The organism is Collimonas sp. GW821-FHT02H07 (genome assembly GCF_059421505.1).
Genome location: NZ_JBWKVC010000006.1, coordinates 98,465 through 117,250, shown reverse-complemented (window position 1 = coordinate 117,250; position 18,786 = coordinate 98,465). Strand labels below are relative to the sequence as shown.

The window sequence follows — 18,786 nt, the reverse complement described above, 5'->3', positions numbered from 1 at the left end:
GATTACCCCATCGCGACGTCGTTCTTGGTGAAGCGGCGATACACGCCGTACAGCACCAGCGTCGCAGCAAACAGCAAGGCGCCGAGCGCGCAAGCCATGCCCCAGTTGATGGTGACATTGGTGAAATAGGCGATGTAATAGCTGACCATCTGTTCGTTCGGCCCGCCCAGCAAGGCCGGTGTGATGTAATAGCCGACCGAGAGGATAAACACCAGCAAGGCGCCGGCGCCGATGCCGGGATAAGTCTGCGGCACATACACGCGCCAGAACGCGGCGAACGGATGGCTGCCGAGCGACACCGCGGCCCGCATATAGGTCGGCGGGATCGCCTTCATCACGCTGTACAGCGGCAGGATCATGAACGGCAGCAGGATGTGCGTCATGGCGATATAGACGCCGATGCGGTTGAACAGCAGCTCCAGCGGCGCCTGCGTCAGGCCGGTCGCCATCAAGGCCTTGTTGACCAGTCCTTCCGACTGCAGCAGCACGATCCAGGCCGCCACCCGCACCAGGATCGAGGTCCAGAACGGGATCAGCACCAGGATTATGAACAGGTTGGCGCGTCGTTCCGACATGGTCGACAGCCAATAGGCCAGCGGATAGCCGAGCACCAGGCAAGCCAGCGTGGCGACCAGCCCCATCCAGAAGGTGCGGCCGAAAATCTTTTGGTACACCGAAGCGCTGGCGTCGGCCTTTTCAATATGGCCGAACGCGTCCTGCTTCAGGTCCAGCGCCGCCAGCAGGTAGTACGGTGAATACGCCGAGCCGTTCTTGGCGATGACCTGCCAGTACGGCAGCTGCGCCCATTGTTCATCGATATCGATCAACGCCTGCTTGATTTGTCCCGACGGCAGCGGCTTGCCGTCCGCATCCAGCAAAGGCAAGGCGCGCGCGGTTTTCATGATGATCGAACGGGCGCCGGAGATTTCCGAATTGAGGCGGCGCGCGAGTGAGCCGGCGGCGCTGTTTTCCTTGGCTTGCAGCAAATCGTCGGCCAGTCCGGCATAGGCGGCATCCGGCGGCGCGCTCTTGCGGTCCCAGTTGCTCAGGGCCGCGACGGTATGCGGCAACGTCGTGGCGATTTCCGGATTTTCCACGGCGCGCTTGAGCAGCATGGCGATCGGCACCAGAAAAGTCAGCAGCAGGAAAATCGCCAGCGGCGCGATCAGCGCCAGCGCCGCCGCGCGCTTGCGAAACTGGGCCTGCCGCAGTTCGCGCTTGAGCTGCGAATTCTGCGGCGCCGCAGGCGGAGCCATCGGCATGGAGTTGACGCCGGCGGAGGATGCAATAGAAGTCATGATGATCCGGCTTTAGCAAAAAGATGAATGCAAGGAACGGCCGCAAACCGTCGCATAGAGAAAAACTGCCTGTGATCGGTCTGCGGTCATGCCTGTGCTGCTGTTACTTACTTGGCGGCCCAGGCGGTGAAACGCTGCTCCAGTTCTTCGCCATGATCAGTCCAGAACGACAGGCTCAGCTGCAAGGCATCCTTGGCGTTGGTCGGCGAAGTCGGCAGATTGGCCAGCGTTTTCGGATCCAGCAGCTTGAGCGCCTGGTTGTTCACCGGGCCGTAGGAAATATTGCTGGCGTAGGCCTTTTGCGAATCCGGCTTGCTGGCGAAAGCGATGAACTTCTCGGCATCGGCCTTGTTCGGCGTACCTTTTGGAATCACCCAGAAATCGAGCGTGTAGATGCTGCCGATCCAGCTGACTTTCAGGTTCTTGCCTTCGCGCTGGGCGGCGTCGATGCGGCCGTTGAACGCCGTCGACATCACCACATCGCCGGCCACCAGGAATTGCGGCGGCTGCGCGCCGGCTTCCCACCACTGGATATTCGGCTTCAGCTCATCCAGCTTCTTGAAAGCGCGATCGACGCCGGCTTTGGTGCCGAGCAATTTGTAGACATCTTTCGGCGCCACGCCGTCCGCCATCAGCGCGAATTCCAACGTGTACTCGGCGCCCTTCTTCATGGCGCGCTTGCCGGGAAATTTCTTGGTATCCCAGAAATCGGCCCAGGTCTTCGGTGCGACTTTCAGCTTGTCGGCATCGTAGGCCAGCACGGTGGACCAGACGAAAGCGCCGACGCCGCATTCATGGATGGCGGCCGGGCTGAAATCGGCCTTGTTGCCGATCTTGCTGAAGTCGATTTTTTCCAGCAAGCCTTCTTCGCAGGCACGGCCGATATCGCCGGCGTCGACCTCGACCACATCCCAGCTGACTTTCTTGGCTTCGACCATGGCCTTGACCTTGGCCAGCTCGCCATTGAATTCGACCACCGTGATCTTGTCGCCGCTCGCCTTGGCGTAGGGATCGATGTAGGCAACCTTCTGCGCAGCGCCGTTGGCGCCCCCGAAGTTGACCAGAGTCAGGGCTGCGGCTTGCGCCATGCCGATTGCGGCCAGCGCCAATACCATGCTGCTCAGTACAGGTTTTAAGAACACTTTCATCACGTCTCCTCGTGGTTTGAAAAACAATTGCCGAATTAAATGTTGAGCGTCGTCAAATGAAGATGCGCAGATGCTTGGGATCTATGTCCAATGCAACTACCGTACCCTCGCTCAGTCCCGCCAGCGCCGGATCGTTCAGCGACAGTTTGACGAAGCAATCTTCCTGCTGCGGAATCGCGCAGCGCACCCGCACGTGATCGCCGAAATAGATCAGGCTGCTGACATTCACCGGGAAGGCATTGGCGGTGGCGCTGGCCAGCGGCAGCAGATGGATGCGTTCGGGCCGGATGCAGGCCACCACCGGCTGGCCGATTTCCGCCTGGTTGGCGTTGACGCCGTGCAGCACGCCGCCATGCGGCAGGCGCACGCTGCCGTTGCTGCCTTCGGCCGCGTTCAGGATGCCGTGGAAGCGGTTGTTGTCGCCGATGAAGCCGGCCACGAACAGGTTTTCCGGATATTCGTAAAGACGGTCGACCACCGCCAGCTGCTGGATGATGCCCTGGTCGAACACGGCTACGCGGTCCGACATGGTCAGCGCTTCGCTCTGGTCGTGGGTGACGTAGACGAAGGTGACGCCGAGCCGCTTGTGCAAGGCTTTCAGCTCCAGCTGCATGTGCTCGCGCAGCTGCTTGTCGAGCGCTCCCAGCGGTTCATCCATCAGCACCAGCTTGGGGTCGAACACCAGCGCCCGCGCCAGCGCGATACGCTGCTGCTGGCCGCCGGACAGCTGGGCCGGATAGCGGTCGCCGAATTTGCCCATCTGCACCATGTCCAGCGCCTTCTTGACCTTGTCGGCGCGCTCGCTGCCGTTCATATTGCGCACCCGCAGCGGGTAGGCAACGTTCTGCGCCACGGTCATGTGCGGAAACAGCGCATAGTTCTGGAACACCATGCCGATATTGCGCTTGTGCGGCGGCACCTTGTTGAGCAGCTGGCCATCCAGGCGGATTTCGCCGCCGGTGGGAAACTCGAAGCCGGCCAGCATCATCAGGCAGGTGGTCTTGCCGGAACCGGACGGCCCCAGCAGGGTCAGGAATTCGCCGCGCTGGATATCCAGGTTGAGGTTCTTGACCACCAGGTTTTCGCCGTCATAGGTTTTCTTGACGCCGGAGAACTGCACCAGCGTATCCTGCGCGGCTGGCGGGCTGGCCTGTGCCGGCGAGGCCAGGTGAGGGGCGATATTTTCTTGTTTCAACTCGTTCTCCTGCCAGGGGTCAAGCAGCCGCAACGGTGCGCATCGCGGCGCTCAGGATGGCCAGCGCTTCATCCATCAACTTATCCTCTATGGTCAACGGAAACAAGAAGCGGATCGCATTACTGTAGACCCCGCAGCTCAGCAACAGCAAGCCGTTTTTGAGGGCTTCGGCCTGTACCTTCCTGGTGAACTCGGCATCCGGCTGGCGCGTGCCCGGCTGCAGGAACTCCACCGCCACCATCGCCCCCAGGCCGCGGATATCGGCAATCTGCGGAATCTCTGCGCGCAAGCCTTCCAATACCTGCTTCAGCTTGCCGCCCAGCACATTGGCGCGTTCGACCAGCTGCTCTTCTTCGATCACTTCCAGCACCGCCAGCGCCGACGCCACCGCCAGCGGATTGCCGGCGTAGGTGCCGCCGAGGCCGCCGGGCGCCGCCGCGTCCATGATCTCCGCCTTGCCGCAGACCGCCGAGAGAGGCATGCCGCCGGCCAGGCTCTTGGCCATCGTCATCAGGTCCGGGATCACGCCGGAATGTTCTATTGCAAACAATTTGCCGGTGCGGGCGAAACCGGTTTGCACTTCGTCAACGATCAGCAGGATGCCATGTTCATCGCACAGCTTGCGCAGGGCTTGCATGAAGGCCGGCGGCGCGGCGTAGAAACCGCCCTCGCCTTGCACCGGTTCGAGGATGATGGCGGCCACGCGCTTGGGATCGACATCGGCCTTGAACAGCGATTGCAAGGCTGCCAGCGACTGTTCGATGCTGACGCCATGCAGTTCGATCGGGAACGGCACGTGGTAGACCTCGGCCGGGAACGGCCCGAAGCCGACCTTGTACGGCACCACTTTGCCGGTCAGCGCCATGCCCATCATGGTGCGGCCGTGGAACGCGCCGGAAAATGCAATCACGGCGCTGCGGCCGGTAGCGGCGCGGGCGATCTTGACGGCGTTTTCCACGGCTTCGGCGCCGGTGGAAAAGAAAGTGGTCTTCTTGGCATGAGAGCCAGGCGTGATGGCATTGATGCGCTCGGCCAGTTCGATATAGCTGGCGTACGGCACGATCTGATACGCGGTGTGGGTGAATTTGCCGAGCTGCTGCTGCATGGCGGCGATCAGCTTGGGATGGCGGTGGCCGGTGTTCAGCACGGCGATGCCGGCGGCGAAGTCGATGAAGCGGCGGTTTTCCACATCCCAGATCTCGGCGTTGAGCGCGTGCGAGGCGTAGAAATCGCACATGACGCCGACGCCGCGCGGTGTCGCGGCATTCTTGCGTTGATGCAACTCGGCATTGCTGGCTGCCGGCTTGGCGCCGACGCTAGCGATGGCTGCGGCTGCGTGATATCCGTCGTTTTTCATGCTGGCTCCTTAGATCTTAGTCTTAGATATGCGTTTTTTGTGAAAGGCTTTGATGCATACTAAGGCCGGGCTGGCTCTATAATATAGTGCCACTTTCAGTTTTCTAATGGAGCCACTTTGCGCATCGCCTCGCTTACCGATTTCTTGCTGATGCGTATCGAGCGCGGAGCCGACGGCGCCATCGCCAAGGCTGCCGCCGCCGGCGCGCCGCTCAACCGGCAGATCTACCAGGCCATCCGCGAGGCGATCCTGTCGCAACTGCTGCCATCCGCCATGCAGCTGCCGTCATCGCGCGACCTGGCCCGTGAGCTCGGCATCTCGCGCAACACCGTAACCTATGCCTACGAACAGCTGATCGCCGAAGGCTATCTGGAAACCCGCGCCGGCTCGGGCACCTACATCGCCGACACCACGCCCGACCAGATTCCCGAAACCCGCCTCAACACGCCGCCGCTGACCGATCCCAGCGGCCAGTCGGAACTGTCGGCGCACGGCGCGCAACTGATACAGGAGGCCGGCGTCAGCGATCTGCAATGGGGCGCTTTCATGCCCGGCGTGCCGGATGTGACGCTGTTTCCGAACAAGATCTGGAGCCGCCTGCAAAACAAGCACTGGCGCCGTTCGCGCGCCGACCTGCTGACTTACGGCGACGCCGGCGGCTACCTGCCGCTGCGCGAAGCCATCGCCGAATACCTGCGCATGGCGCGCTCGGTGAACTGCAACGCCAGCCAGGTGATCATCACCACGGGCATCCATCAGTCGCTCGATATCGTGGTCAAGCTGCTGGGCGAGCATGGCGACAGCGCCTGGGTCGAGGAACCTTGCTACTGGGGCACCCGCAGCGTGCTCAACTCGCTGGGGATCAAGCCGGTGGCGATTCCGGTCGACGCCGAGGGCATGCGCATGCGGCTGGCCAATCTGCGGCAGCCGCCGCGCTTCATTTGCGCCACCCCGTCGCATCAATATCCGCTGGGCATGGTGATGAGCCTGTCGCGGCGGCGCATGCTGCTGGAGTATGCGGCGCAGCGCAAGGTGTGGATCATCGAGGACGACTACGACAGCGAGTTCCGCTACGGCAGCCGGCCGCTGGCTTCGCTGCAGGGCATGGATACCGACGGCCGCGTGCTGTACATGGGCACTTTCAGCAAGACCATGTTCCCCAGCCTGCGCATCGGCTTCATGGTGGTGCCGGAAGCGCTGGCGAACGCCTTTGCCGTCGGCGTTTCCGAGCTGTATCGCGGCAGCCAGGTCTTCATGCAGGCGATCATGGCGGACTTCATGACCGAGGGCCATTTTGCTTCGCATATCCGGCGCATGCGCCTGCTGTATGCGGAACGGCTGCAATTGCTGCAGGCCGCCATCGAGCGCCATTTCGGCGACGGCGTCACGCTCACCGGCGGCGAAGCCGGCCTGCACCTGGCGCTGGGCCTGCCGGCGCAATGCGACGACCTGGCGATCAGCCGCGCCGCGCGCGCCGCCGGCATTGTGGCGCGTCCTTTGTCGCGCTATTACATGAACAGCGAGACGGCGCGCAACGGCTTGCTGCTGGGTTATGCCTGCGTGCCGAATGAACAGATCGCGCCGGCCTTCGACAAGCTGGCGGCGATCATCAAGGCCCATTGGAAGTAAAAGGCCATCCGTCAAACCGACATTCCGTCATTCATCAACCAGGAGATTTCATGAAGAAACTAGTGTTTTGCTTGTTGCTGGGTTGCGGCGTGCAAGCCTTGCCGGCAGCCGCCCAGATCGCCCAATCGCGGCTGGATGAAGTCATCAAATCGGGCAACCTGCGCGTCTGCATGACCGGCGACTACAAGCCCTTCACCTTCCAGAAAGCCGACAACAGCTTCGAAGGCATCGATGTCGACCTCGCCAGGTCGCTGGCCAAGGCGCTCGGGGTGGAAGCGCGCTTTGTCAAAACCAGCTGGAGCAAGCTGAGCAGCGACTTCCTGGAAAAGTGCGATATCGCCATGGGCGGCGTCTCGGTGACGCTGGAGCGGCAGAAGCTGGTCTCGTTTTCGGCGCCGCACATGGTGGACGGCAAGTCCGCCATCGCCCGCTGCGCCGATGCCGCCAAATTCCAGTCGCTGGCGGCGATCGACCAGCCCGGCACGCGCGCCATCGTCAATCCGGGCGGCACCAATGAACGCTTCGCCCGCGCCAACTACAAGCAGGCGCAGCTGATCCTGCATCCGGACAATGTCACCATCTTCGAGCAGATCGTGCAAGGCAAGGCGGATGTCATGGTGACCGACGCCAGCGAAACCCTGTGGCAGGCCAAGCTGCATCCGCAGCTCTGCGCGATCCATCCGGAGCAGCCCTTGCAGTTCTCGGAAAAGGCTTTCATGCTGCCGCGCGGCGATGTGCCGTTCAAGGAATTCGTCGATACCTGGATGCACCAGCTGAAGGCCACCGGCGATTATGACCGCGTGTTCAACCAGTGGCTGAAATAGTCACATCGCTTAACTCTGGGGGCGCCGCAGGAAAGCCAGGGCCAGGCCGAAACCGACCATCATGGCGCCGCTGACGCGGTTGAGCCAGCGGAAGCGGCTGCCGCCGCCGCTCATGGCGCCGAGCCTGGCCCCTAGCATGGCGTAGATGGCGATCGCCACCAGTTCCAGCAACAGGAAGGTGGCGCCAAGCACGATGAAGCTGGCGGCATATGCTGAGCGGTCGACAAACTGCGGGAAAAACGCGGTGAAAATCAGGATCGCCTTGGGATTGCCGGCCGCCACCAGGAATTCCTGTTTTGCCAGGCGGCGCAACTTGTCCGCAGCCGGTTCGGCATCAGCCCCGGCATTGCCGGCGCTGGCCGAGAATTGCGCCGGTCCGGAGCGAAACAGCTTGATGCCCAGCCATACCAGGTAAGCCGCGCCGGCAAACTTGAGGGCCGTGAACAGCGCCTCCGACGCCAGCAGCAATGCTCCCATGCCAAGACCGGCGATGGCGATCATGATCGCAAAAGCCAGCAGGCGGCCAAAGGCGGCGATGATCGAACAGCTGACGCCGTCCCGCGCGCCATTCGACAGCGACAGCACATTGTTCGGACCGAAGGCCATGTTCAGGGCGAAGCAGGCGGGCAGGAAGAGCCAGAAATTTTGCAGCAGCATGGCAAGCACCAATTGACGGACGGGTTAAGCGTTTACCTTAGCAGATTCGCCGGCCGTCTTCAGCCAGCCCGCCCGCGCTAGCCCTGCTTGCTGACCGACTTCTGGGCGGCTTTGCTTTTCTTGATGGATTTCAGATGCGCCGCCACCGCGGTAGCCAGTTGGCGCGCCCACAGGGAAACACCGCTGGCCGAGGGGTGGAAGCCGTCGGACGCCATCAGGGCGTGGTCGTTGATGTCGATCAGCATCGGCACCCGCGTCACACGCATGTGGTTGAGATCGGCCGGCAGGTTGAAAATCAATTGTTCCACGGTTTCATCGAGCGCCTTGGCTTTCAAGCCAAGCACATAGCGCAAGGGTTCCGGCAGCGCCGGGAAAGCGTGGATGGGCGGAATGCCGGAAATCACGATCAGGCGCGGCGCCAGGTGGCTTTGCAGAGCGCGCATCAGTTGCAGCAGCTCCGCGCGATAGCGCTTGCAGGAGCGGAACGCCGTGGTATCGTTGACGCCAAAGGCGATCAGCACGATATCGACCTGTTGCGAAGCGACCTGCGGCAGCATGGTCTTGAGCGCATCGCTCAGGGTGGCGCCGTTCTGCCCGACCGCCTGCCAGGTTACCGTGCGCTGCAGGCGCAGCGACAGCGCCGCGGCGAACTGGCCGGTGATGGCTTCGTAATGGGTGGCGACGCCGACCCCCGCCACCGGCGATTCGCCGATCGTCAGCAATGCCAGCGGCCGCTGTTGCGGCTCGGGGCCGATGCCGGTCGGGATCTGCGCCTGGCCGATGGTCGGTCCCATCGCTTCCGGCAGGCGTGGCGTGATACGGCGCGTGCGACGGCCTTGAATGATCAGCCATGGCAAGAGCGGTAATGCAATCAGTTCCGGCAACCAGCGGCGCACTTCGTGTCTCCTTGGGTAGACCCCGTCAGGGATAAAACTGCTTTTATGCTTTTTGCTTAGCAGCAAGCAATTATAGAATTACTTGCGCCGAATTACTCGATCTTCAGACCTTTTAATTCCGGCTTGGCGGCCGGCGGTTTCAGTTTCAGGTCTGCCAGGGTTTCCAGCAGGATGCTGGCGATCGCCAGGTTGCGGTGCGTCTTGGAATTGGCCGGGATCACATACCAGGGCGCGTGGTCGGCATCGGTGGCGCGGATCGCCTTGCCGAACAAGTCCTGATATTTGTCCCAGCTTTTGCGTTCTTCCAGGTCCTGCATGTCGAATTTCCAGTGCTTGGCGGGATCGTCGATGCGTTCCTGCAGGCGGGCGCGCTGCTCGTCTTTTGAAATATGCAACAGGCACTTGATGATGGTGGTGCCGGTTTCCGCCAGCATTCTTTCGAAATCGCGAATCTGTGCATAGCGGCGCTCGCATTCGGCCTCGTCGATCCAGTCATGCACCATGGTCACCAGCACATCCTCATAGTGGCTGCGGTTGAAGACCACGATCTCGCCCTGCCGCGGCACTTGCTGATGCACCCGCCACAGATAGTCGTGGGCGCGTTCGATGGTGCTGGGCGCCTTGAAATCGGCGATCTGTATGCCCTGCGGGTTGACCAGGTTGAACACCCCTTTGACGGTGCCGTCCTTGCCGCTGGTGTCTATGCCTTGCAATACCACCAATACCTTGTGCTGCTGGCCGGCGTACAGCATTTCCTGCAGCGCGGCGATTTCCGCCGCCATGGCGACCACTTGTTCCTTGTCCTTGATCTTGTCGCCGCTGGACAGCGGTTTCTCGTCAGCGGCGGCATCCACGATCTTGGTCTGTTTGCCGGCACGGAACTGCTTGCTTGCTTTCATTGCTGTCTCCTGTCGATCAATAACGCGCTTCCCGCTGTTTAGCGAGCTGCTTGCCGTTTACAAAATGCCGTGCAGGTTGCCCAGCGCATGTTCGATCTTCAGGCAGCGATCCATCACCACCTGCATGCCATTGGCGCGCGCCTTCGCGGCAGCCGCTTCGTTGACGATGCCGAGCTGCATCCAGACGCAGCGGGCATCGATCATGATCGCTTCGCCGACAACCGGTGGAATATCCTCGGCCTTGCGAAAACAATTGACGATATCGATCTTCTGTCCATCCGCCGCCAATGCTTTCGCAGCGTCGAACAGATTGGCGTAGCAATGCTCTCCGAGGATGTGAGTACCAACATGCATCGGATTGACCGGGATGATCCGGTAACCGCGCTCCTGCATGTAGCGCGCCACGCCGAAACTGGGACGGTCCGATTTGGTGGACAGGCCGACGATGGCAATCACGGGATTGGCAGGATTGGGAAGTGGGGCGGAAGTGATGGGCATGAGAGTTGGAATGATCCGGCTGTCGGCGTAAAGGAAAATCCCGGCAGTGGCGGGATGCTGTTCGTGATCTTACCCCGAGAACATGATGTATTGCTGAATCGCAGGGTGCTTGCGCCCCCTGCCCGGCCTGCCCGGACCGGATTCCTGTTATTTGGCGAAATAGGCAGCGTAAATCTTGTCGTAGCCGCCATTCGCATGCAGCGCCTTCAATCCCGCATTGATCTTGGCCAGCAGGTCGGCATCGCCGGGACGCACCGCAATCCCGTAATACTCTTTTTCGAACTGCGCGCTGTCGATCAGCTTGAAACCTTTATCCTTGTTGTACTTCATGTGATTGGCGACAGCGCCGTTGTCGCCGACCGCCGCATCGACACCGCCATCGTCGACTTCCTTCAGCAGCAGCGGCAGGCTCTCGAAGCGGACAATCGCATGACTGTTCTTGCCGAGCATTTTCTGCATGATGGTGTCGGCGCTGGTGCCGGCGGTGACGCCGACCCGATTGGCCTGCTTCAGATCGTCGGGGCTGGCAATCTTCTTGCCGGGCGACACCAGGATCACCTGCTTGGCCTCGAAATACGGATCGGAAAACATCATGCTTTGCTTGCGCTCATCGGTAATCGTCACGGCCGAGGCGATGATGTCGATATCGGCGTTGGCCAGCGTGGTGAAGATGCCTTCCCACGGCGTATTCACCCAGACGATCTTGATCCCTGCCTGGTCGGCAATCGCCTGCATGATATCGACATCGAAACCGACGATCTTGCCAGCCGTATCGACCGAGCCGAACGGCGCGAAGGCGGCGTTCATGCCGACCTTGTAGACTTTTGGGGTGGGGGCAGTGTCAATCGGCTTTTCGCAAGCGCTGAGACCAATTGCCAACAGGCTGACCGCCACCATGTGTAATAGCCGGGATTTCATTGCATTCCTCCTTGTTGTGGCCGCGTGCGCTTACAGTACGGCGCGTCGCGATAAGCCAAAACATCATAGTGGAAGAACAACGGCAATGTCATTAAAAATTTGACAATTGATGTCAAATAGATACTTGTCCGTTGCTGCTGTCCAGAGCATCACTCTGCCCCTAACAAACTGAACAGGCAACAAAAAAGCAGCCGAAGCTGCTTTTTCATATTGCCATCCGAATTACCGGTGAATGCGCAAATCAACGCCCTTTTTGACGCAACTTCTGGATCGCCGCCAACTGCGCAATCGCCGCCGACAATTCGGACTGCGCTTTTGCGTAATCGATCAGGGATTCCTTGTTGGTCAGCGCTTCTTCAGCACGACGCTTGGCTTCGCTCGCCTTCGCTTCGTCCAGGTCGGCGCCGCGGATCGCGGTGTCGGCCAGCACGGTAACGTGGTGCGGCTGCACTTCCAGCAAACCGCCGGCAACGAACACGAACTCGTCGTTTGCCTGGCCTGGCACCTTGATGCGCACGGCACCCGGCTTGATGCGCGTGATCAGCGGCGTGTGGCGAGGATAAATCCCCAGCTCGCCCGACTCACCCGGCAACGCGACGAATTCAGCTTCGCCGGAGAAGATCATCTCTTCCGCGGAAACAACGTCTACGTGAATAGTGTTTGCCATCTTAAACCCTTTGTTGTCCATGAAGTCACTAACCGGAAGCGCCGGAGCCGCTCAGCTGCAGCAGCTCCGATGCATGCCGCTTAGCCGATCTTCTTGGCCTTTTCGATTGCTTCTTCGATCGTGCCGACCATGTAGAACGCTTGTTCCGGCAGGTGATCGAGTTCGCCGCTGGCGATCATCTTGAAGCCCTTGATCGTGTCCTTCAGCGAAACGTATTTACCTGGCGAACCGGTAAACACTTCAGCAACGTGGAAAGGCTGCGACAGGAAACGCTGCATCTTACGTGCACGCGCGACCAGCAGCTTGTCTTCCGGAGCCAGTTCGTCCATACCCAGAATCGCGATAATGTCGCGCAATTCCTTGTAGCGCTGCAGGATACCTTGCACGGCGCGGGCGGTTTCGTAGTGCTCCTGGCCGACCACTTGCGGATCCAGCTGGCGCGATGTCGAATCCAGCGGGTCAACCGCAGGATAGATACCCAGCGAAGCGATATCACGCGACAACACAACGGTGGAGTCCAAGTGAGCAAACGTAGTGGCAGGCGACGGGTCGGTCAAGTCATCCGCAGGAACGTAGACGGCCTGGATCGATGTGATCGAACCGGTTTTTGTCGAGGTGATACGTTCTTGCAGCTGGCCCATTTCCGAAGCCAGTGTAGGCTGGTAACCCACGGCGGAAGGCATACGGCCCAGCAGCGCGGAAACTTCAGTACCGGCCAGTGTGTAACGGTAGATGTTATCGACGAAGAACAGCACGTCTTTACCTTCGTCACGGAAGCCTTCAGCGATCGTCAGGCCGGTCAGCGCAACGCGCAGACGGTTACCTGGCGGTTCATTCATCTGACCGTACACCATCGCTACCTTGGATTTTTCCGGATTTTCCAGATCGACCACTTTAGCGTCAGCCATTTCGTGATAGAAGTCGTTACCTTCACGAGTACGCTCACCGACGCCGGCAAACACGGACAAGCCGCTGTGCGCCTTGGCGATGTTGTTGATCAGTTCCATCATGTTCACGGTCTTGCCCACACCCGCGCCACCGAACAGACCAACTTTACCGCCCTTGGCGAACGGGCAAACCAGGTCGATAACCTTGATGCCGGTTTCCAGCAGTTCTTGCGACGGCGACAGTTCGTCGTACGCAGGAGCCTTGCGGTGGATGGAGGCAGTGGTTTCGTGGCTTACCGGACCGCATTCGTCGATCGGGTTGCCCAGCACGTCCATGATGCGGCCCAGTGTTGCTTTACCGGTCGGCACCATGATTGGCTGGCCTGTGTTCTTGATTGTCATGCCGCGGCGCAAACCGTCGGATGTACCCAGCGCAATGGTGCGGACTACGCCGTCACCCAGCTGTTGTTGTACTTCCAGCGTCAGTTCCGAGCCATCCATCTTCAAGGCGTCGTAAATCTTAGGCATCGCGTCACGTGGGAATTCAACGTCCACCACAGCGCCGATACACTGAACGATTTTGCCATCAGCCATTTTCGTTCCTTCAATATATAAAATTAATTTCTGTTAAACGCAGTTTGCGTTACACCGCAGCAGCACCGGCGACGATCTCGGACAATTCCTTGGTGATCGCAGCCTGACGCGTCTTGTTGTAGACCAGTTTCAGTTCGCCGATCACGTTACCCGCGTTGTCGCTGGCCGACTTCATCGCCACCATGCGCGCCGACTGCTCGGACGCCATGTTTTCTGCGACAGCCTGATAAATCAGCGCTTCCACGTAACGCACCAGCAATTCATCGATGACGCTTTGCACATCCGGCTCGTAAATGTAGTCCCAGGAATGCGAACCTTCTTTATCGGCCTCAAGACGATCGCTCGACAGCGGCAGCAACTGCTGCAGCATCGGCTCTTGCTTCATCGTGTTGATGAACTTGGTGTACACCAGATAAACCGCGTCCAGGCGACCTTCCTGGTAAGCGTCGAGCAGCACCTTGACCGGCCCGATCAGCTTGTCCAGGTGCGGCGTATCGCCCAGTTGCACGGCATGCGCAACGACCTTGGCGCCGATCCGGTTGAGGAAACCCAGACCCTTGTTGCCGATCGCTACTGCCTGAACCTTGTTGCCTTGTCCTTCCAGCTCACGCAGTTTCGCGGTCAGCAAACGCAAGGAGTTGGTGTTCATGCCGCCGCACAGACCTTTGTCCGTGGTGACGACGATGAAACCAACGTTCTTGGAGTTGTCCTGCTTCACCATGAACGGGTGCGTGTACTCTGGATTGGCTTGCGACAAGTTAGAAGCGATATTACGAATCTTGTCACTGTAGGGACGTGCCGCACGCATCCGGTCCTGCGCCTTGCGCATTTTGGATGCGGCGACCATTTCCATCGCCTTGGTGATCTTCTTCGTATTTTCTACGCTCTTGATCTTGCTGCGTATCTCTTTACCTGTAGCCATTCCGTGCTCCAGTTAAATTAAGCCACGAACGATTTTTTGAAATCAGCAACGGCAGCGGACAATGCAGCTTCGCCATCTTTATCGAGTTGCTTGGTTTCTTCGATCTTTTGCAGCAAAGGCGCGTGGCTGGTCTTCATGAAGTTATGCAGACCGCTTTCGAACGGCAGTACTTGCTTGACGTCGATGCTGTCCAGGAAACCCTTGTTGACCGAGAACAGAGTCACAGCCATCAGCGAGATCGACAGCGGCGAGTATTGCGCCTGCTTCAACAGCTCGGTCACGCGTGCACCGCGGTCCAGCTGCTTGCGGGTCGCTTCGTCGAGGTCGGAAGCAAACTGCGCAAACGCAGCCAGTTCACGATACTGCGCCAAGTCGGTACGGATACCGCCGGACAGGTTCTTGATGACTTTGGTCTGAGCGGCGCCGCCAACGCGCGACACCGAAATACCGGCGTTGATCGCAGGACGGATACCGGCGTTGAACAAGGAAGTTTCCAGGAAGATCTGACCGTCGGTAATCGAAATCACGTTGGTCGGAACGAAAGCGGAAACGTCGCCAGCCTGGGTTTCGATGATCGGCAAAGCAGTCAGCGAACCAGTCTTGCCCTTGACTTCACCCTTGGTGAAATCTTCGACGTACTTTTCGTTCACGCGTGCTGCGCGTTCCAGCAAACGGCTGTGCAGGTAGAACACGTCGCCAGGATAAGCTTCACGGCCTGGTGGACGGCGCAGCAGCAGCGATACCTGACGGTATGCAACAGCTTGCTTCGACAGATCGTCATACACGATTAGCGCATCTTCACCGCGGTCACGGAAATATTCGCCCATGGCGCAGCCGGAGTAGGCCGACAGGTATTGCATCGCAGCCGACTCGGAAGCCGATGCGGCGACAACGATGGTGTATTCCATGGCGCCGTGTGCTTCCAGCGCGCGCACGATGTTCTTGATCGACGATGCTTTTTGACCGATAGCGACATAGATACATGTCACGTCCTGGCCCTTTTGATTGATGATCGCATCAATCGCCACAGCAGTCTTGCCGGTCTGGCGGTCGCCGATGATCAGTTCGCGCTGGCCGCGGCCGATAGGCACCATCGAGTCGATCGACTTGATGCCGGTCTGCATTGGCTGCGAAACGGATTGACGGGCAATAACGCCTGGAGCGATCTTTTCAATCGGCGCTGTCAGCTTGGTGTTGACCGGACCCTTGCCGTCGATAGGCTGGCCCAGTGCATTCACTACACGGCCGCGCAGTTCCGGACCGATAGGCACTTCCAGGATACGGCCGGTACATTTGACTGTATCGCCTTCGGAAATGTGTTCGAAATCACCCAGAATAACGGCGCCGACAGAGTCGCGCTCGAGATTCAGCGCGAGGCCGAAGGTATTGCCTGGGAATTCCAGCATCTCACCTTGCATCACGTCAGACAGACCATGGATACGGCAGATACCGTCGGACACGGAAATAACCGTGCCTTGATTGCGAATTTCAGCGGTATCGCCAAGGCCTTGAATCCGGCTCTTGATCAGTTCGCTGATTTCAGACGCGTTGAGTTGCATATAAACTCCTAAAATTTTTCTCGTTGCTCGTTACGCAAATACGCAGGGGCCTCAGGCAGCCAAGGCAGCGTGCAATTCCTGCAGCTTGGCACGTACCGAGGTGTCGAGCACTTCGTCACCGACTACTACGCGCACACCGCCGATCAGGGAGTTATCCACCGTTACCGACGGGTTCAGCTTGCGGCCGAATTTCTTTTCCAGCGTGGCGATCAGATCCTTCACCTGCGCTTCAGTCATTTCAAAAGCACTGGTGATCTCAGCATCGGCAGCACCTTCTTGTGCGTTCTTCAGCACTTGAAACTGCTCGGCGATTTCCGGCAACGCCGTCAAACGGCCGTTATCAACCAGCGTCGCGACGAAGTTCTTGACTTCGGCACTGGCCGACTGCGGCGATTTCAACAGCGCCAGAAACGTATCAGCGACTTGCTGATGCGAGACGGCAGGATTTTGCGCCAGCGCCTTGACTTCAGGATGGGACACGACTTGTCCCATTTCCGAAACCAGATTGGCCCAGGCTGTCAGATCTTGCGATTTGGCTACACGGAACAGCGCTTCTGCATAAGGGCGAGCAATCGTTGCAAGTTCTGCCATGATTACAGCTCTGTTTTCAGTTGGTTCAGCAAATCGGCATGAGCAGCAGAATCGACTTCACGCTTGAGGATCTGTTCGGCGCCTTTGACCGCGAGGGTCGCAACGTCGCCACGCAGAGCTTCGCGCGCTTTAGTCATTTGCTGTTCCGCTTCGGCCTTGGCGTTGGCGATGATGCGAGCAGCTTCTTCGGCAGCCGTTTTCTTGGCGTCGTCGACGATTTGCTGGCCGCGCTTTTCAGCTTCGCCAATACGCTTTTGACCTTCGTCGCGAGCGGTTGCCAGTTCTGCCGAAGCACGCTTTTCAGCGGCTGCCAGATCTGCCTTGCCGCGATCAGCGGCTGCCAGGCCGTCCGCAATCTTCTTGGCGCGCTCATCGAGCGCTTTTATCAACGGCGGCCAGATGAATTTCATCGTGAACAACGCGAGGATAAAGAAGACTACGAACTGCGCAAACAATGTTGCATTTAGGTTCATAGTGGTTCCTTCTAAGAATAACGTAGGCTGAAGCGACTTCAGCCGATGCGGTTACGCTAGATTAAATTAGTGAGGAACGAACGGATTTGCGAATGCGAACAACATGGCGATACCAACACCGATCAGGAACGCAGCGTCGATCAGACCAGCCAGCAGGAACATCTTGGTTTGCAGGGTGTTCATCAGTTCTGGTTGACGTGCCGATGCTTCCAGGTACTTACCGCCCATGATCGCGATACCGATACAAGCACCGATAGCGCCCAAACCGATGATCAAACCACAAGCCAAAGCAACAAAAGACAGATCAGTCATGACAATTCCTTCAAAGTTAAGTGAATACAAAAATTAATACAAAAAATTAATACAAAAAACAGATCTCAAACCAAAACTACAAATTCACATCCGCTGCCGATAGGTGCCGCTTTTAGTGAGCCTCATGTGCCTGGCCGATATACACCAGGGTCAGCATCATGAAAATAAACGCTTGCAACAACACGATCAGGATATGGAAGATCGCCCAGATCGAACCGGCAACCACGTGGCCGACAAAGCCGAACGCAGTGGCGGTGGAACCCAGCAGCGCGATCAGCAGGAACAACAGTTCACCGGCATACATGTTGCCGAACAGCCGCATCGCCAGCGATACGGTCTTGGCCGCAAATTCAATCACGTTCAACAGCAGGTTGGCCGGCGCCAGCCAGATGCCGAAAGGCGCAGCCACCAGTTCGTGCAGGAAACCGCCGATACCCTTGATCTTGAAGCTGTAGTACAGCATCAGCACCAGCACGCCGAGGGCGATGCCCATGGTGCCGTTGAGGTCGGCGGTAGGGACCACGCGATGATGCGAAATCACGCTGTCCAGGCCGATAAACTTGAAGAAGGAAGAGAACATGTCGACCGGCAGGAAGTCCAGCGAGTTCATCAGGGCGACCCAGATGAACACGGTCAGCGCCAGCGGCGCGATGAAGCTGCGGTCGCCGTGGACGATGCCCTTGGCCTGGTCGTCGACCATCTCGACCACCATTTCAACGAAAGCCTGGAAACGGCCCGGCACGCCGGCGGTCGCTTTGCGCGCGGCGACGTACATCAGCAGGCAGCCGATCACGCCGGCGAACAGCGACCAGAAAATCGTGTCGATATTGATGATCGAAAAATCGACGATCTTGGTTTGATGGCCGGTTGAGAAATGTCCAAGGTGATGGACGATATATTCTGAGGGGGTGAGTGCTTCGCTTGGAGCTACGGTCATGATCGATGTCTAAAAAGTAAGATTATGTAACTTTTAAGTACCACGATGAAGCTGACGATAAATGCCGGCCAATTCAAACCGTGATACAACCATACGACCGCGCCAATCAGCGCAATCGTTGTAGCAATTTTGACAAACTCGCCGATGAAAAAAGACATCGGGTTGGCGCCACCTGGTTTGCGCGCGCTGATGTAAAGACGGAGAGCAAACAGTCCATTGGGAACCGCGCAGCACACACCACCTAAAAGCGCGGAACAGAATCCGGGTACGCCGGCTAGTAAACCTGCTATACATGCCAGCACGGCCGTAGTAACAAATTGCATAAGCACGATGCGCAGCATACTGACCCAATAATGTGCGAAAAAGACTCGCTTAACAGAACGCGGTTGCAGTGTGATGATGCAGCGCGGTTATACGCAACGACCACGCAATTGCCAGTGCACGGCTGATTTAGAAGCCCGAGGATTATAAAGGCTGGGCGCGGCTTTCGTCAAACTTTTGCTGCCGAATCATAAGCTTATACAA

At 58.8% G+C, this 18,786-nt stretch carries 20 protein-coding genes; 2 read left to right on the top strand and 18 right to left on the bottom strand.

The window, feature by feature from the left end; translation table 11 throughout:
• Positions 1–2: 2 nt before the first annotated feature.
• The 4 genes from AC07V8_RS11550 to gabT form a co-directional block, all read right to left on the bottom strand.
• Entirely contained in the window at positions 3–1,298 is a 1,296-nt protein-coding gene (locus AC07V8_RS11550; RefSeq protein ID WP_494678406.1) for an ABC transporter permease, read from the bottom strand.
• Between the two features lie 107 nt (positions 1,299–1,405).
• The gene (locus tag AC07V8_RS11545) at positions 1,406–2,446 is read right to left on the bottom strand and encodes an ABC transporter substrate-binding protein (RefSeq protein WP_494678407.1); all 1,041 of its coding nucleotides are present in this window, start codon (positions 2,444–2,446) and stop codon (positions 1,406–1,408) included.
• 52 nt (positions 2,447–2,498) lie between these two features.
• Entirely contained in the window at positions 2,499–3,626 is a 1,128-nt protein-coding gene (locus AC07V8_RS11540) for an ABC transporter ATP-binding protein (RefSeq protein WP_494678503.1), read from the bottom strand.
• A gap of 34 nt (positions 3,627–3,660) precedes the next feature.
• Complete coding sequence (gabT, locus tag AC07V8_RS11535; RefSeq protein ID WP_494678408.1) at positions 3,661–4,998, bottom strand: 4-aminobutyrate--2-oxoglutarate transaminase; 1,338 nt, start codon at positions 4,996–4,998, stop codon at positions 3,661–3,663.
• A gap of 117 nt (positions 4,999–5,115) precedes the next feature.
• Here gabT and pdxR point away from each other — a divergent pair, with 117 nt between their 5' ends.
• Positions 5,116–6,627 carry a MocR-like pyridoxine biosynthesis transcription factor PdxR gene (gene pdxR / locus AC07V8_RS11530; RefSeq protein WP_494678409.1) on the top strand — a complete coding sequence of 504 codons (1,512 nt, stop codon included), beginning with the start codon at positions 5,116–5,118 and terminating at the stop codon, positions 6,625–6,627.
• A gap of 50 nt (positions 6,628–6,677) precedes the next feature.
• On the top strand, positions 6,678–7,451 hold the full coding sequence (locus AC07V8_RS11525; protein WP_494678410.1) for a transporter substrate-binding domain-containing protein: 774 nt from the start codon (positions 6,678–6,680) through the stop codon (positions 7,449–7,451).
• A gap of 9 nt (positions 7,452–7,460) precedes the next feature.
• On the opposite strand, the gene AC07V8_RS11520 is transcribed toward AC07V8_RS11525, so the two are convergent.
• From AC07V8_RS11520 to AC07V8_RS11455, 14 genes are all read right to left on the bottom strand, one after another.
• Positions 7,461–8,108, bottom strand: a complete 648-nt coding sequence (locus tag AC07V8_RS11520; protein ID WP_494678411.1) for a LysE family translocator — start codon at positions 8,106–8,108, stop codon at positions 7,461–7,463.
• 77 nt (positions 8,109–8,185) lie between these two features.
• Entirely contained in the window at positions 8,186–9,004 is an 819-nt protein-coding gene (locus AC07V8_RS11515) for an SGNH/GDSL hydrolase family protein (RefSeq protein ID WP_494678412.1), read from the bottom strand.
• A gap of 92 nt (positions 9,005–9,096) precedes the next feature.
• Positions 9,097–9,903, bottom strand: a complete 807-nt coding sequence (locus AC07V8_RS11510) for a PPK2 family polyphosphate kinase (RefSeq protein WP_494678413.1) — start codon at positions 9,901–9,903, stop codon at positions 9,097–9,099.
• 57 nt (positions 9,904–9,960) lie between these two features.
• Complete coding sequence (locus tag AC07V8_RS11505) at positions 9,961–10,401, bottom strand: CoA-binding protein (RefSeq protein ID WP_494678414.1); 441 nt, start codon at positions 10,399–10,401, stop codon at positions 9,961–9,963.
• 147 nt (positions 10,402–10,548) lie between these two features.
• Positions 10,549–11,319, bottom strand: a complete 771-nt coding sequence (locus AC07V8_RS11500) for a basic amino acid ABC transporter substrate-binding protein (RefSeq protein WP_494678415.1) — start codon at positions 11,317–11,319, stop codon at positions 10,549–10,551.
• Positions 11,320–11,560: 241 nt separating this feature from the next.
• Positions 11,561–11,986: a F0F1 ATP synthase subunit epsilon gene (locus AC07V8_RS11495; RefSeq protein ID WP_211470943.1), complete on the bottom strand. Its 426-nt coding sequence runs from the start codon at positions 11,984–11,986 to the stop codon at positions 11,561–11,563.
• An 80-nt stretch (positions 11,987–12,066) separates the two neighbouring features.
• Positions 12,067–13,467 (bottom strand): F0F1 ATP synthase subunit beta, encoded by a 1,401-nt coding sequence (gene atpD / locus AC07V8_RS11490; RefSeq protein ID WP_014008363.1) that lies wholly within the window; start codon positions 13,465–13,467, stop codon positions 12,067–12,069.
• Between the two features lie 49 nt (positions 13,468–13,516).
• Positions 13,517–14,389 (bottom strand): F0F1 ATP synthase subunit gamma, encoded by an 873-nt coding sequence (gene atpG, locus AC07V8_RS11485; RefSeq protein WP_014008364.1) that lies wholly within the window; start codon positions 14,387–14,389, stop codon positions 13,517–13,519.
• Positions 14,390–14,406: 17 nt separating this feature from the next.
• Positions 14,407–15,948, bottom strand: coding sequence for a F0F1 ATP synthase subunit alpha (gene atpA, locus AC07V8_RS11480; RefSeq protein ID WP_494678416.1), 1,542 nt, complete (start codon positions 15,946–15,948; stop codon positions 14,407–14,409).
• Between the two features lie 51 nt (positions 15,949–15,999).
• Positions 16,000–16,539 (bottom strand): F0F1 ATP synthase subunit delta, encoded by a 540-nt coding sequence (locus AC07V8_RS11475; RefSeq protein WP_494678417.1) that lies wholly within the window; start codon positions 16,537–16,539, stop codon positions 16,000–16,002.
• Positions 16,540–16,541: 2 nt separating this feature from the next.
• Positions 16,542–17,012: a F0F1 ATP synthase subunit B gene (locus tag AC07V8_RS11470; RefSeq protein WP_494678418.1), complete on the bottom strand. Its 471-nt coding sequence runs from the start codon at positions 17,010–17,012 to the stop codon at positions 16,542–16,544.
• Positions 17,013–17,078: 66 nt separating this feature from the next.
• On the bottom strand, positions 17,079–17,324 hold the full coding sequence (atpE, locus tag AC07V8_RS11465) for a F0F1 ATP synthase subunit C (RefSeq protein ID WP_054265477.1): 246 nt from the start codon (positions 17,322–17,324) through the stop codon (positions 17,079–17,081).
• A 112-nt stretch (positions 17,325–17,436) separates the two neighbouring features.
• Complete coding sequence (atpB, locus tag AC07V8_RS11460; RefSeq protein ID WP_494678419.1) at positions 17,437–18,261, bottom strand: F0F1 ATP synthase subunit A; 825 nt, start codon at positions 18,259–18,261, stop codon at positions 17,437–17,439.
• Entirely contained in the window at positions 18,258–18,602 is a 345-nt protein-coding gene (locus tag AC07V8_RS11455; protein ID WP_211442637.1) for an ATP synthase subunit I, read from the bottom strand. Before AC07V8_RS11455 ends, atpB begins: the two co-directional genes overlap by 4 nt.
• Between the last annotated feature and the right edge of the window lie 184 nt (positions 18,603–18,786).

What these genes read in the sequence shown, in the direction of transcription:
- AC07V8_RS11550 (WP_494678406.1), bottom strand. Translation starts at nt 1,298, where the DNA reads ATGACTTCTATTGCATCCTCCGCCGGCGTCAACTCCATGCCGATGGCT.
- AC07V8_RS11545 (WP_494678407.1), bottom strand. Translation starts at nt 2,446, where the DNA reads ATGAAAGTGTTCTTAAAACCTGTACTGAGCAGCATGGTATTGGCGCTG.
- gabT (WP_494678408.1), bottom strand. Translation starts at nt 4,998, where the DNA reads ATGAAAAACGACGGATATCACGCAGCCGCAGCCATCGCTAGCGTCGGC.
- AC07V8_RS11525 (WP_494678410.1), top strand. Translation starts at nt 6,678, where the DNA reads ATGAAGAAACTAGTGTTTTGCTTGTTGCTGGGTTGCGGCGTGCAAGCC.
- AC07V8_RS11520 (WP_494678411.1), bottom strand. Translation starts at nt 8,108, where the DNA reads ATGCTGCTGCAAAATTTCTGGCTCTTCCTGCCCGCCTGCTTCGCCCTG.
- AC07V8_RS11510 (WP_494678413.1), bottom strand. Translation starts at nt 9,903, where the DNA reads ATGAAAGCAAGCAAGCAGTTCCGTGCCGGCAAACAGACCAAGATCGTG.
- AC07V8_RS11505 (WP_494678414.1), bottom strand. Translation starts at nt 10,401, where the DNA reads ATGCCCATCACTTCCGCCCCACTTCCCAATCCTGCCAATCCCGTGATT.
- AC07V8_RS11500 (WP_494678415.1), bottom strand. Translation starts at nt 11,319, where the DNA reads ATGAAATCCCGGCTATTACACATGGTGGCGGTCAGCCTGTTGGCAATT.
- AC07V8_RS11495 (WP_211470943.1), bottom strand. Translation starts at nt 11,986, where the DNA reads ATGGCAAACACTATTCACGTAGACGTTGTTTCCGCGGAAGAGATGATC.
- atpD (WP_014008363.1), bottom strand. Translation starts at nt 13,467, where the DNA reads ATGGCTGATGGCAAAATCGTTCAGTGTATCGGCGCTGTGGTGGACGTT.
- atpG (WP_014008364.1), bottom strand. Translation starts at nt 14,389, where the DNA reads ATGGCTACAGGTAAAGAGATACGCAGCAAGATCAAGAGCGTAGAAAAT.
- atpA (WP_494678416.1), bottom strand. Translation starts at nt 15,948, where the DNA reads ATGCAACTCAACGCGTCTGAAATCAGCGAACTGATCAAGAGCCGGATT.
- AC07V8_RS11475 (WP_494678417.1), bottom strand. Translation starts at nt 16,539, where the DNA reads ATGGCAGAACTTGCAACGATTGCTCGCCCTTATGCAGAAGCGCTGTTC.
- AC07V8_RS11470 (WP_494678418.1), bottom strand. Translation starts at nt 17,012, where the DNA reads ATGAACCTAAATGCAACATTGTTTGCGCAGTTCGTAGTCTTCTTTATC.
- atpE (WP_054265477.1), bottom strand. Translation starts at nt 17,324, where the DNA reads ATGACTGATCTGTCTTTTGTTGCTTTGGCTTGTGGTTTGATCATCGGT.
- atpB (WP_494678419.1), bottom strand. Translation starts at nt 18,261, where the DNA reads ATGACCGTAGCTCCAAGCGAAGCACTCACCCCCTCAGAATATATCGTC.
- AC07V8_RS11455 (WP_211442637.1), bottom strand. Translation starts at nt 18,602, where the DNA reads ATGCTGCGCATCGTGCTTATGCAATTTGTTACTACGGCCGTGCTGGCA.